Annotated in this window: 11 protein-coding genes; 5 read left to right on the top strand and 6 right to left on the bottom strand. The window is 33.4% G+C overall.

All coding sequences use genetic code 4. The features are described 5' to 3' along the window. Positions 1-72 precede the first annotated feature (72 nt). From EXC55_RS02200 to glyA, 5 genes are read left to right on the top strand one after another with little or no spacing between them, the layout of a single operon-like run. Entirely contained in the window at positions 73-1,293 is a 1,221-nt protein-coding gene (locus EXC55_RS02200) for a replication-associated recombination protein A (RefSeq protein WP_129623053.1), read from the top strand. Positions 1,294-1,295: 2 nt separating this feature from the next. Continuing rightward, positions 1,296-2,243: a phenylalanine--tRNA ligase subunit alpha gene (gene pheS / locus EXC55_RS02195; protein ID WP_129623052.1), complete on the top strand. Its 948-nt coding sequence runs from the start codon at positions 1,296-1,298 to the stop codon at positions 2,241-2,243. Then, the gene (locus EXC55_RS02190; protein ID WP_129623051.1) at positions 2,243-2,908 is read left to right on the top strand and encodes a uracil-DNA glycosylase; all 666 of its coding nucleotides are present in this window, start codon (positions 2,243-2,245) and stop codon (positions 2,906-2,908) included. The genes pheS and EXC55_RS02190 overlap by 1 nt, the downstream gene beginning before the upstream one ends. A 12-nt stretch (positions 2,909-2,920) precedes the next feature. Next, positions 2,921-5,254, top strand: coding sequence for a phenylalanine--tRNA ligase subunit beta (locus EXC55_RS02185; protein ID WP_129623050.1), 2,334 nt, complete (start codon positions 2,921-2,923; stop codon positions 5,252-5,254). Between the two features lie 10 nt (positions 5,255-5,264). Beyond that, positions 5,265-6,533 (top strand): serine hydroxymethyltransferase, encoded by a 1,269-nt coding sequence (glyA, locus tag EXC55_RS02180; protein WP_129623049.1) that lies wholly within the window; start codon positions 5,265-5,267, stop codon positions 6,531-6,533. Between the two features lie 46 nt (positions 6,534-6,579). Here glyA and EXC55_RS02175 read toward each other — a convergent pair whose 3' ends face one another. The 6 genes from EXC55_RS02175 to parE all read right to left on the bottom strand — a co-directional run bounded on the left by EXC55_RS02175 (position 6,580) and on the right by parE (position 14,066). Further along, the gene (locus EXC55_RS02175; RefSeq protein ID WP_129623048.1) at positions 6,580-7,329 is read right to left on the bottom strand and encodes a ribonuclease HIII; all 750 of its coding nucleotides are present in this window, start codon (positions 7,327-7,329) and stop codon (positions 6,580-6,582) included. Beyond that, positions 7,322-8,248, bottom strand: coding sequence for a Cof-type HAD-IIB family hydrolase (locus tag EXC55_RS02170; RefSeq protein ID WP_129623047.1), 927 nt, complete (start codon positions 8,246-8,248; stop codon positions 7,322-7,324). The genes EXC55_RS02175 and EXC55_RS02170 overlap by 8 nt, the downstream gene beginning before the upstream one ends. A gap of 8 nt (positions 8,249-8,256) precedes the next feature. Continuing rightward, on the bottom strand, positions 8,257-8,844 hold the full coding sequence (locus tag EXC55_RS02165; protein WP_129623046.1) for a metallophosphoesterase family protein: 588 nt from the start codon (positions 8,842-8,844) through the stop codon (positions 8,257-8,259). Between the two features lie 103 nt (positions 8,845-8,947). Then, positions 8,948-9,544 carry a metallophosphoesterase family protein gene (locus EXC55_RS02160; protein ID WP_129623045.1) on the bottom strand — a complete coding sequence of 199 codons (597 nt, stop codon included), beginning with the start codon at positions 9,542-9,544 and terminating at the stop codon, positions 8,948-8,950. A gap of 26 nt (positions 9,545-9,570) precedes the next feature. Then, entirely contained in the window at positions 9,571-12,144 is a 2,574-nt protein-coding gene (gene parC, locus EXC55_RS02155) for a DNA topoisomerase IV subunit A (RefSeq protein ID WP_129623044.1), read from the bottom strand. Further along, positions 12,144-14,066 (bottom strand): DNA topoisomerase IV subunit B, encoded by a 1,923-nt coding sequence (parE, locus tag EXC55_RS02150; protein WP_129623043.1) that lies wholly within the window; start codon positions 14,064-14,066, stop codon positions 12,144-12,146. The genes parC and parE overlap by 1 nt, the downstream gene beginning before the upstream one ends. Positions 14,067-14,230: the final 164 nt, after the last annotated feature.

Below are 14,230 nucleotides of genomic sequence, written 5' to 3'. Positions count from 1 at the left end.
AACTCTAGTTTTTTAAGTGATGAAATTTTTATTATTTATCTTAATAATAGAATTCTAAGTAAAATTTAAATTATGAAAAATTTAGCCAATGAACTTAGACCCAAAACACTAAATGACGTAATTGGGCAGCCACAAGTTACGGACTTATTAAAAAAAGTTGCTCAAAACCAATTACACTTTAGTTTCATTTTTTACGGCGAAAGCGGAACTGGTAAAACAAGCGCCGCAGTTGCTTTAGCTAATGATTTAGGTTTAAGTTATGGTTTTTTTAATGCAACAATTGATTCAAAAAAAGATTTGCAAGAATTATTAGAGACCAAAGACATTATTATTTTGGACGAAATTCACAGACTTAATAAAGATAAACAAGATATCTTACTTTCTTATTTAGAAGCAGACAAAATTATAGTTTATGCCACCACAACTGAAAATCCTTATTTTCGCGTTAACCCGGCCCTTAGAAGCAGAATGCAAATTCGACAGTTTAATAAAATTAGTGAAGAAGACATTTTTTTAGGACTTAAAAAAGTCAAAGAAACTTATTTTCTCGACTTAAAAATTTCAGACCAAAACTTAAAGAATTTAGTCAAAGTCTCCAACGGAGATTACCGCTCAGCTATTAATAATTTGCAACTAATTTCTCTTGTGAGCAGTAAGGACGAAGAAATTACGGAAACACAAATTAAAAAGATTATTCCTAATATAAATTTTTATAGCGATAAAGATGCCGATGCACACTATCACTTTTTATCAGCATTTCATAAGTCGTTACGTGGTAGTGATGTTGATGCTGCGCTTTACTGAGGAACACTTATACTCAAGTCAGGCGACTATCACGGTTTGTTTAGAAGATTGACTTGTGCTGCTTATGAAGATGTTGGTTTAGCAGACTCAAATTTACCTATGCGAATCGATGCAGCTTTTGATGCGGTGGAAAAGTTAGGTTTTCCAGAGGCTAATTTACCGATTTATTTTGCAATAATTACTGTGGCGCTTGCGCCTAAAAGTAATACAGTTGTAAAAAGTATTGGTGAGTTAAACAATTTTGTTGACCAAGGAAACGTTTTTGAAGTACCAAAACACCTCAAAGATGCTCATTATGCTTCCGCGAAGTATTTAGGTGATGGCTTAGGTTATAAATATCCACACGATTTTCCGAATAGTCTTGTAAAACAGCAGTATTTACCAAATGAAATTAAAAACAAGCAGTTTATTGATTTTAGTGACAACGACTCTAAAAAATTTAAAGAGTGATATCAAGAATTAAAACGAATTCAAAACGAAGGAGAATAATTATGATCCAATGAGAAAAAATCAAAACTCTCGAAGAACTTAAACAAGCTAAAAATCAAATTTATGGTGACAACAGTGAATTTCAAACCTTACAAAACAAAGTAAGAAGCGCTTCACCAGAAGAAAAAAAGGAATTGGGAAAGCAATTAAGCGAACTTAAAAAGTTTTACGAACAAAAAATCAAAGAAGCTGAAGCTCAAATTGAAAGATATAAATTAGAGGAAGCAATTAGCAAAGAATTTGTGGATGTCACAACACCAGTTCACAAAGTTGGTACTCTTCACCCTATTACTTTAATTGAAAACAAATTAAGAGATTGATTTTACCAAAATGGCTATTTTGAAGCTACAGCCGGTGAAATTACAACTGACTTGTATAATTTCGAAAAACTAAACATTCCTCAAAATCACCCTGCTCGTGATATGCAGGATTCACTTTATATAAATGAAAAAATTTTGTTACGAACACACAATACTGGTATTAGTGCCCAAGAACTCGAAAAAAGAGCAAATCAACCTGCGAATGTGTTTGCAATTGGCAAAGTTTATCGTAATGACGAAGATGATACAACGCACTCGCATCAATTCACACAACTCGATTTTATTAGCGTAGGCAATGTTAGTTTTGCGAATTTAAAATGAACTCTTGAATCGTTACTTTCTTATGTTTTTGAAACACAAGTTAAAGTCAGAATGCGGCCAAGTTATTTCCCTTTCACTGAACCAAGTGTAGAAGTTGATGTCTTCTATAAAAATAAATGAATTGAAATTTTAGGCGCTGGTATGATCCACAAAAATGTTTTGCGAGCAGCAGGTTACACCAATAATATGAGTGCTTTTGCTGCTGGAATTGGTCTTGAACGTCTTGCGATGATTAAGTATGAAATTAAAAATATTCGTGAATTTTACAAAAATGACCTTAGAACATTAAATCAATTTAACAACAGATAATGAATCGAAGTTTTTCAATTTTGCACCAACGAGTATTACAAAAATACGATTTCAGTCAATTAAAAGCAAATTTAAAAGCTGAACTTAAAACTCACCAAATTACACCACATTACCGTGACTGATTCCGTTTTGGCAACTATTGTAATGTAATGGATTTGAAAGTTTTGATTCTCGGCCAAGACCCTTATCCTGGCGAAAATGCTGCTGATGGTTTAGCTTTTTCAACACGACAAGCAGAGCGCCCCAAAAGTCTCGATAATATTTTTAAAGTTATCAAATCATCCTATCCCACAGCAACATTCACAACAAATTCTCTAGAATCCTGAGCACAACAAGGTGTGTTACTACTTAATACTTGTTTAACTTCTAGAGTGAATGCGCCTTTAAGTCATCATAACCTTGGTTGACACGAATATGTAGGCGCGTTAATTGTCGAAATTTTGCACCACAAACCTGATTTGATTTGTGTTTGTTTAGGTAACGCGGCAATGGAATTTTGAAACAAGTATGTATGACCTTATACCAAAAAGGATGTCTTGTTTGCTTCACATCCCTCACCTTTAGGTTGAGATAAAGGAAAAAGGCCTTTTAAAACATCTCAAATTTTTAAAGAAATAAACGATTTACTCGGACCAGGCAAAAAAATTGATTTTTCAACTCGATAGAAAGGAATAAATATGTTAGTTTCGCTTAAGCAAGTCAATAAATTTTTGCAATTACAAACCAACCCAATTTCAAAAGATGAATTAGAAAATATTTTTAACCGTTTAGGTTATGAAGTAGAAAGTGTTACCCCGTTTAGCCAAGCACAAGGAATTAAATTTGGTAAGGTGCTTGATGTCAAACCAAATCCAAATAGCAAAAACTTAAATGTAGTGCAACTTGAAACTGCTACTGGCAATGTGACTATTCAAACCGTAGCAACTAACGCGCAAGTTGGCTACTGAGCAGTTGCTTTTGTTGAGGGCGCTAAACTAGGTGAAATTACTTTTACCACCAAAATGATGGCAGGTGTAGCTTCACAAGGAATGTTATCTGGTTTTCCTGAATTAGGTTATGACGTTAAATACTTACCCTACTCAGAAGATGATTTGGTTATGCTAAACACAAGTGAGTTTCCTGAACTAAATTTAACTACTGACCCACTTGAATTTTTTGACCTAAATGACTTTATTTTTGATATTACAACCCCAGCAAATCGTTCTGATGTCAATTCTTATGCAACTTTAGTTGACGAAATTGCTGCTGAATATGGAGTTACTGTTCCTGAATTACTGTGAACCAATAAACCTATAACAAAGAGTTTTAAAGTAAATCAAGCAGACATTAAAATTGCAAAGGTAAGCGAATTCAATCAACACTTAATGTTTTTTGAAGTTGATGTCAAAAATGCACAAACTAAATTTGCAAATTTATTACTTTTAGCAAAACACCATATTGAAGTTAAAAACATTTGAGCTATTGATATGACTAACTTAGCATTGTTGTTGCTTGGTACACCAGTGCATGCTTATGATGCGACTAAAATTGGCAAAAAACTTTGGTGTGAACTATACACGGGCAAACTTGAAATTTTAGGTAAAAAAGAAGTTGATGTCAAAGATGTAATTATCGTGCGTGACGAAAACAAACCAATTTCAATCGCATCGGTAATGGGTTTAGAAAATTCTGCAGTTACTGCGCAAACTCAAAAAGTTGTTTTTGAAATCGGTACTTTTGATTCGAAAAAAATTAGGCAAGCAGCTAAACAAATTAAAATCGATTCATCTGCTTCAGTACAAGGCGCTCGTGGTATTAGCGGACACACCTTATTAAGAGTTTTTGATTTTATAAAAAATCAAGGTGCTTTAGATGGGTTGGCTACTGCTAAAATTGCGCCAACTTTAGCTGGCAAAAATTTTAACGAGTATTTAACTTGAAAAAATGATGCTGAATTGAAAAAACATTCTTTCCTTCCAAAAAGTAGAAAAATTCGTTTCAATCCAAAAACTTTAGCTTTATATGCAAACGTTTCTGAAAACAAGGCGAAATTGCAATTCAAAGATGCTGCTGATAAACTAGAAAAATTAGGCTTCTTGTTTTTAAATCGTACTACTGGCAAAAAACGTATTAAAGCAGAACGGCTATCTGCAAACACGGATATTTACGCGCCATTATATAGAAATGACGTTAAGTCAACTGAAGACATTATTGAAGAACTATTTAGATTCACAAATTATGATTCATTTGTTTCACAAGCTCCAAAATTAAGAAACTATGAAGTTCAAACTAGAAATGTTGACAAAGAAAAACTTGCAGGTGCTGGATATCAAGAAGTAAGAACCTTTAGCTTAACAAGTAAAGAAAAGAATAAATTTAATCCTTTTGCTTTTGAACAAGATGTTAACTTAAAAACTTTTGTTTCTCTCGAACGCGAAGTAGTTAGAAATTCAATTTTACCTTCGTTACTTGAAGTCGCCGAGTACAACCTTAAACGTAAAATTACATCTTTTAACTTATTTGAAAATGGAATGATTAACTATAACGAATATGTCTATGGCTTAGTGTCATCAGTGAAATCAGTCCAAGAATTAAAACAAGATGTAACTAATTTTTTAGGTACGAATAATCTCTCATTTGCGCCATTTACTGACAATGAGTTAGTGCATCCTAAAGTATCAGCAAAAATTTATCAAGATGGTAAGTTTATAGGTTGAGTTGGTAAATTCATTCCGACCTTTGATAAATATGGTTTAGTTGTAGCTGAATTCAAAACTCCAAAACAAACTAAAAAAACAACACTCTTTGCTGAATACAACAACGAACCATTTAAATCAATTGACTTAACTTTTGAACTCGAACCACAAACACACATCAAGCACATTGTTGATGAATTGCAAACTAAATTCAAAGTTTATGAAATTAAACAAATTGATGAATTCCTCAAAGATGATAAAAACTACCCTACTTTAAGAATTACTGCTGAAGCAGAAACCATTCAACTTATTAATGATTATTACAACAAAAAATAGACAGGTATATATGGACAAACACGACAATTATTACCGGATTAATTTACTTGATCAAGATGTGGCCGCAATTATTAACAAAGAAGCTAAACGTCAAGAAGACCACATCGAATTAATTGCAAGCGAAAACTATGTTAGTGAAGATGTTTTGAAGGCAACTGGCTCAATTTTTACTAACAAATATGCTGAAGGCTATCCGCAAAAACGTTACTATGGTGGCTGCGAATTTACTGATGAACTTGAACTTTTAGCACAAAATCGTCTAAAAAAACTTTTCAATGTTAATTATGTGAATGTACAACCATATTCAGGTTCAACTGCAAACGCAGCAGCCATTAGCTCAATTTGCAAACCAGGAGATAAAATTATGGGTTTAGATTTAGCTTCTGGCGGGCACCTTAGTCATGGTTACAAAATCACTTTTAGCGGCACATTTTTTACAACTGCAACTTACTATACAGATGAAAATGGATTACTTGATTACGAAGCAATTAAAGAAATCGCAATTAAAGAAAAACCACAACTCATTATTTGCGGCTATTCAGCTTATTCAAGAATTGTTGACTTTCAAAAATTTAGGGAAATTGCTGATGCTTGTGGTGCCAAATTAATGGCTGACATTGCTCACATCGCGGGTTTAGTTGCTACTGGACTTCACCCTTCGCCTGTACCTTACGCAGACATTATTACTTCTACTACGCATAAAACTTTGCGCGGGGCACGCGGGGCAATCATTATGACTAATAATGAAGAGATTGCTAAAAAAGTTGACCGTTGAGTTTTTCCAGGCTTCCAAGGCGGGCCTTTAGTGCACCAAATCGCTGGCAAATGCGTTGCTTTTGGTGAAGCTTTAAAACCTGAGTATAAAACTTATGCACAAAAAATAGTCAAAAACGCAAATGAATTTTGCAACGCATTTAAAAATTACAATGTGCCAATTATTTCTGGTGGAACTGATAATCACTTGTTCACCATTAATGTTTACCAAGGTTATGGTATCACCGGTGTTGATGCTGAAAACTTGCTTGGAAAATTTAACATTACGGTCAATAAAAATACCATTCCAAACGATCCTTTAGGTCCACGCGTTACCTCGGGTGTTAGACTTGGCACACCAGCGATGACTTCAAGAGATTTTACTAAGTGAACTGAATTAGCAGCGTTAATGAACGAAATTTTAAGTCAAGGTAATAAGATTCTAGAAAACAAACAACGCGTAGGAATAATCAAAGCACAAATTGCTAGTTGAACAAAAGAATTTCCTATTAAGAAACATTATTAATTGTTGTTTAACCCTATACCATTAGACTATATAAAAAATCTGACTTTTATAAGTCAGATTTTTCTTTTTCATCCATTTTAAAATGAACTTTCGCAATTTCATATAATTCAGACTCACCAAGTTCTTGTAAAAGTGTATTACGTAATTCTTTTACTTCTTTACCGGCGCCAAAAGGAAAATGCGTGTCATAATCTATGTCCATTTTCTTTTTATATTTTAAAAATCTCGCGCGAGCAATAATTGAAGCAACAGCTACTGCTAAACTTTTACTTTCGCCTTTAGTTCCTAAAATTACTTGATAATTTAAAGGTCTAATCCGAAAGTATCCATTGTCCACAAATTTTTGGTAGTAATTACGAATAGTTCTCTGCGTTGAATATTTATCAATAAAAATGCCATCTACTCGTAATTTTTCACGGTATGTTTGATCTAAAAGTCCGTTAATACTTTGTAAATGAATAAACATTTTAATTTCATTCGCATTGTATTTTTTACAAAGATTATTGTATCCCCGCGGACTTAAAACATAGGTATAACTCAAGGCGATTTTTTCAAGTTTGGGTGCTAAATTAAGAATTTTATCATCGCTGATTTTTTTGCTATCTTTTACTCCCAGAACTTTTATTTCTGCAATTCGTTCAGCAGGAAGATAGGCAGAAGTTGCTACTACTGGACCAAAAAAATCACCTGTGCCAGTTTCGTCTACGCCTATAAAATAGGGGTGATTGTAAATTGCTTCAAAATTATATGTGCGTCCATCATCTAAATCGATGATGTCGAGATCGTAATTACTCATCGTCGTCCTCAGAAACCCAATGTCTCTTAATAATTTTTTCAAGTACTGCGTTACTTTTATCAATTATCTTTTGTGGGTCATCCAAAATTTTATCAATAAAGTAACCAACGGCACCTTCATCGTTTTGTTTTCTGAGTTTGATGGTTGCGTATTTTTTAACATCATAGGTTGCATTGCCAACCGCAACTGAAATTGAGGCCACTTTAAACATTGGTACATCGTTAAAACCATCACCAATTGCAATGGTGTGGTCTAAATCTATGCTGTAGAATCTTGAGAGTAAACTTAAAGCAGCGCCCTTATTGACAGAAACATTAGTAATATCAAAAACAGGAGTCAAATTCTTTCCTTTTGATCAGTAAGAAAATTCCCCTAAGTCACCATATTTACGTTTAAGATATGTTCTTAAAGCTTCAACATCGGTAGTTGGTTTCACATCAAAAATAATTCCTGTTGGCTTAAGTGGGATTTTGTTGTAATTAATTCCCACCTTAAACTTAGGACTTGATGAAAAACCAAACACGCTTTCAAGATCTTTGTCACGGTGTTGTAGTTGTACTCAACCAGGTCCTTCGATAGCGACGTTGCTGATTTCTTTTTCAACTTTCGGGTCACCAAGAACATAAAGCATTTCATTTAAATCGAGATACTTAATGTAAGGGATAAAGTTTTCATCTTTAGGGTTGTGAATTTGAGCGCCGTTGTAATTAGCTACAACTGTATCTAACCCTAATTTTTCATAAATTGGTTTTGTCGATCTTCATGGGCGGCCTGTCAAAATACATACTACGTGGCCTTCGCGTTTTGCTCTTTCAATTGCCTTCAAAGTTCTTTCGTGAATTTCACCGCTTGCACTAGAAGAAAGTAAAGTTCCATCTAAGTCGATTGCAAATAAAAATCTCATTTGTTTTTGTTCCATATAAATCCTTATATATGTACTTGTATTTGTTCATCATAGTCAGTCAAAATGTTCGTGCTTTTGATTTTAAAATTTGTAATTTTGTTAAGTTTTTCATCAAAAGTTAAAATCATAAAACATGGAATTGAACCAAATTCAGGTTCAAATGCAGAGCCAGGATTAACGATGAAAACGTTGTTTGCAGATTCAACATAAGTTGGCATATGCGTATAACCAAAAAGATAACAAACATCAGTTGTAGGCAGGTTGTGCGTGTGAGCAAAGTCTTTAAAAATAACAGGTAATTTCGAATCAACTAACAAATCCATTTTGTTAACAGTTAATTTTGAACCATGTTGTAAAACAAAAGTAAATTTTTTACCATCATTAGTTAAGTCAAAAGTAGTTAACTCTGGTAATTGTGAGTCTTTGTCCGCTAAGCCTTTAACATAGTACTGAAAATGATTTTTAATAAAATCATCTGATAATTCTGAGTCACCTAAGCTCACAAAAATTACTTTTTCGCCATTTTTTTCAGCAAGTTTCTTTTCGCCATTAACAAATTCTGATGTTAAAAATTCCTTTTCATGCATATCGCTAAAAACAATTATTTTCATTTTTCTCCTTTTCTTGCAATAAAATTTTAATACATTTCTTTATACATTACTATAAAATAGGCCTATACAGCGAATTAGAAAGAAAAAAATGGCTTTAGCCATTTTATTTTACTATTTTTGGTATGTGTGTCATGTGCATATCGTAGTAATGATCCATCACTGACGTATTTTTAAACTTGAAGTTAGTGACTTTGCCATTTTGAAAATCTAAAACTAAATATGATGGAATGGAACCAAATCTTGGCTCAAACGCAGAACCTGGATTTGTCACATAGCAATTATTTGGAAACTCAACAAAAGTTGGAAAATGTGTCCAGCCAAAAACTACGCAAAGATTTTCAAGTGGATGTGACTCCTTTTGCGCGAGTTTGTGCAAAACTTTTTCAAGTTTACTATTAATTAAGAGATCGCTTTGGTCTTCAACTAAGTTGTTGCCATAAGTTAGTATTAGTTTTATTTTCTGTGAATCACTTTGTAAAGTAACAATTTTTTGATTTTCAAATGAAGTACAATATTGAGTCTTGTCGTCAACAAAAAAATCAAAATTTGCTTGAATTAATTCGTCAGGAAGTTCCATATCGCCAGCACTTAAAAAGTAAATCTTTTTATTCTCTTGTGCTGCCAAAGTTTTTTCGATTTGAATAATATCCAATAGATCTTTCGTGTTTCTGTGCACACCACCAATTGCAACCAATCTCATTTCATCCTTTCTAAAAATTTAGATAGTTATTCAATGTTAAGTTTTTTAAGTAAAGCATCTATATCCATATCAAAAGCATTAACTTCTTGTTCGGCTTTTTTAAAGATTTGCTCCTCAGCAACGCTTTTTTCCTCATAATGCGTAACAACATCTAAATTTTGATTTGCAAAATAATCAGTTTTGAAACAACTTAATACTATTCGTGGCGCACTAAAGTTTTCGAATGGTTCAGATACACTTGCAGAAACTTTGTAATTTGTTGGATAATCTAAAATTAATTCATTGTTATCGTTTTTTAGCAAAATTTCTGTTGCAGAATCAATTGTCAAACAGTCGCGAACAAGTATTTCGTTAAATTTCAATTGTTCAAAAATTTTCTTGCCAACATTAGTTTTATTTGTTTTAAATTTGTCTTTTATTTTCAAATTTTTGATTTTAGTATCGGTTAAAAGGGCTATTTGATCGGAGTCACCTAACACGGTGAAAGCAACCAAAAAATCATCTTTTGCTAATTTAGCAGCTTTGATTCCAATTGATTTACCCGAACGAACTGAAATTTCGTTTTCACTATATTGCCAAGCTAACCCATTTTTACTAATTAGTAAAAAGTCTTTTCAGCCATTAGAAAGACGCGCTCCAATTACCTCGTCGTCTTGCTCGAGCTTAAAAATAGCAAAGGTTTTATTAAAACGACTAACTTCTAAGTCTTTGAGTAAAATTCTCATTCCTTGCGCTTGTTTTGAAAAGAGTGAAACATATAAATTTTCTGCGAAATTTTTAATTGCAAAAGCCCCAACAACAGTTTCACCAGTCTTGAGTTCTACAAATTGACTTAGATGCATACCATTTTCTTTTCATTTTGTATCATCTAATTTAAAAACAGGAACAATAGCATAATTACCTAAATTAGTAAAAATAAGTAAGTGAGCTAAAGTTGAAGTTTTACCATGAAACACTAATTTGTCTTCAGTTTTTAAACCGTATGTTGTTCACTGATTTTGGGCAATGTTTTTTTCTGTATATCTCTTTAAATAACCATAATTCGTAACAGCAACAATTACATCTTCTTCTTTTATCAAGTCGCTTTCATTATAAGATTTGTCTAATTTTTCACTATGAACATCTGTTTTGCGAGGTAATGCATATTCTTTCTTTATTGTTTTAAGTAATTCAATTAATCACTTATTGAAAGCATTAGAATCATTGAGTAATAACTCACATTGAGCAATATTTGTTTCCAATTCAACTTTTTCTCTTAAAAAAGCTTCTTTATCAGTTTTACTTAATTTATAAAGTCTTAATTCCGCAATAGCTGTTGCCTGGTTTTGAGTAAAAGCAAAAACTTTCATTAAATTTTCAATAACACCAGCTTTAGAATTTTCACTTTTACGAATAACTTCAATAATTTCGTCAGTAATTTCTGAAACCTTAATGAAACCTTCAACAATTTCTAAACGTAATTTATATTTAACTAAGTCGTACTTTAAGGTTTTTGTCTTGACATTTTTAATGTGGCCAATATATTCATCTAATAATTCAAGCAAATTCAAAAGTTTAGGTGAATTATTTTGAATCACAACATTGTTGTAATTGTAGTAAATTTGTAATTCCGTTTTTTGTAATAAGAAATTGATAATAGTTTCAACATTAGCGTCTTTTTCTAACGTGATTAATATGCTAATACCACTGCGATCAGATTGGTCTTTGATTTCAACAATACCTGGAATTTCGCTGGTCAAAGTAATAAGGTCAATATCTTTAACTAATTTGGATTTAACTACGCCATAGGGTATTTCGTAAATTTCTATGTATTTATGTTTCTTATCTTCTGTGATTCGATATTTAGAAACAAGAATAACTTTACCGCGTCCAGTTTTGAATGCCTCATAAACTCCATCTGTTCCAAAAACTTGGCCGCCAGTAGGAAAATCTGGCCCTTTGATAATTTTCATTAAAGCTTCAAGAGAAATTTCTGGTTTAAGAATTTTGGCAACGGCTCCATCCAAAATTTCTCCTAAGTTGTGCGGTGGCATTTCAGTGGCAAAACCTGACGCAATTCCCTTTGCGCCGTTAAGTAACAAGTTTGGAATTAGTGATGGCAAGACAGTAGGTTCTTGCTCAGAGTCATCAAAATTTGGGGCAAAAGCAACTGTATTTTTTTTTAAGTCACTTAACATTAAATCTGCAATTTTAGCTAATCTAACTTCAGTATAACGCATCGCTGCAGCAGGGTCATCATCAATCGAACCAATATTTCCGTGCATTTGTAACAAGGGAATTCCCATTTTTCAATCTTGCGACATTCTAACCATCGCTTCATAGATTGAAGAATCTCCGTGTGGGTGATATTTACCAATCACATCACCAACTACCCGAGCAGATTTTTTGAAAGGTTTGTTGTTTTGTAAACCTAGTTCACTCATTGAATATAAGATGCGACGTTGCACAGGTTTCAAACCATCACGCACATCAGGCAAAGCACGTTGCTGAATAATATATTTTGAGTACCGACTAAAACGATCGGCAATCACGACATCAATATTTTCGTTAATTATCTTTGTTAATAACTCATCGAGTTTTTCCTGATCTTGTTTTTTCATTATTCACCATTAATTTGATAGTTATCTTCCATCGTAAATTCAACATTAGCATTGATTCATTGTTTTCTTGGTTCAACATTATCGCCCATAAGCGTGGAAACACGTCGTTCAGCTAAAGCTGCGTCCTCAATTTTGACACGTACAAGAGTTCGTGTTGCCGGACTCATTGTTGTTTCTCACAACTGGTCAGCGTTCATTTCTCCCAAACCTTTATAACGTTGCACTTCTGCACCTTTAAACTTATCTTGAGCTAAGATTTCTTTTAGTTCGAGTTCATCTCAGGCGTAAATAACTTCTTTTTTTGCTTTTGTGGAACTAATTTTAAACAAGGGCGGCAAAGCAATGTAAACTTTTTGGTTTTCGATTAATTGACGCATGTGACGAAAGAAAAATGTTAATAATAAAATTTGAATATGTGCTCCATCAGTATCCGCGTCAGTCATAACAATAACTTTGTCGTATTGTGCTTTAGTAATGTCAAAGTCACTGCCGATTCCTGCACCAATAGTATTGATAATAGTAGCGATTTCTTCGTTTTTTAAAATTTCAAACAATCTAGCTTTTTCTGTGTTAATGACTTTACCTCGCAAAGGCAAAATAGCTTGAAATTTACGGTCGCGGCCAAGTTTTGCCGAGCCACCTGCTGAATCACCTTCAACTAAAAAAAGTTCTTTTTCACTCACATTTTTACTTTGAGCAGGTGTGAGTTTGCCACTTAAAATTTGTTTTTCCTTAAGCGCGTTTTTAGCGCTGCGAGCTTCCTGTTTAGCTTTTCGTGCCGCTAGTCTACTTTCCGCGGCTCGCTTAATTTTGTTTAAGATTTTTTTAGCAAGTGAGTTGTTTTCGCTAATTCAATTTTTCAGCGAAGCACTCACCATTTCTTCCACGGCGCCTTTGGCTTCTGGCGTGCCAAGTTTATCTTTGGTTTGACTGACAAATTCAAGATATTTTTCGGGAATTTTAACACTTAAAACCACTGTTAAGCCTTCGCGAATGTCTTCGCCATCAAAAGTGTTTTTGCCTTTGATAGCTTTTTCATTGATGGCAAAATCATTAAATACCTTTGTGAAAGCAGCTTTGAGTCCTGTTTCGTGGGTACCACCATCTCTGGTTTTGACATTATTAACAAAAGAAAACAGTGTTTCGTTGTAACTATCAGAATATTGAAAGCCAAATTCAACTTCAATTTCACGCACAGTTTCTTTAAAAGTATAAATTGGAGTCAAAGGATTTTTGGAATCATTGATGAAATCAATAAAAGCATTCATTCCATCGTCATAGCAAAATTCTAAGGTGCGGTTGGTTTTTTCATCTTTAAGCACAATTCTCAAACCACTAATTAAAAAGCAACTTTCGCGCATTCGTTCAGCAATCACATCAAAATTAAATTGTGCACGTTTGAAAATTTCGAAATTTGGTCAAAATTCAACTAATGTACCGCGTTTGTTCGTGGTGCCTATTTCAGTTGTTGGTTGCGCAATCAAGTCAGCGTTAAAGACTGTTTCATAGACCTTACGGTCACGATACACTGTACAAACTAACTTGTTACTAAGAGCATTAACCACAGAAGAACCAACCCCATGCAAACCACCAGAAGTTTTATAGGCACCATCACCAAATTTACCGCCAGAGTGTAATTCTGTAAAAATTAATTCCACAGCACTTTTGCCTGATTCTGTTTTGCCAACCGGGATACCACGTCCATTATCTTCAACTTTGACACTGCCTTCTTTGGTTAAAGTTACACGTATTAAATCAGCATAACCAGCTAAGGCTTCGTCAATTGAGTTATCAACAATTTCTCAAATTAAATGATGCAAACCATTAATGTCGGTGCTACCAATATACATACCAGGACGTTTGCGAACAGCTTCTAGTCCCTTAAGTTGTTTAATTGTCGACGCATCATACTTTATTCCCATTATTACCGCCTTTACCAATGCCACTACAACATAGGTTTATTTATAAATTTTAAAAAATAATGGTTGTCAATTTTTGTCAAATCAACCAGTCAATATCGATATTATACATTGTTTGACTTAGCTTTTTGCAGATAGAAAAAAGAGCAAATAACTTGCTCTTTTTT

This window comes from Mycoplasmopsis columbinasalis, from assembly GCF_900660705.1.
Taxonomy (GTDB): Bacteria; Bacillota_I; Bacilli_A; order Mycoplasmatales; family Metamycoplasmataceae; genus Mycoplasmopsis; species Mycoplasmopsis columbinasalis.
The sequence above is the reverse complement of the archived record's forward strand: the minus strand, read 5'-3'. Positions and strand labels throughout refer to the sequence as shown.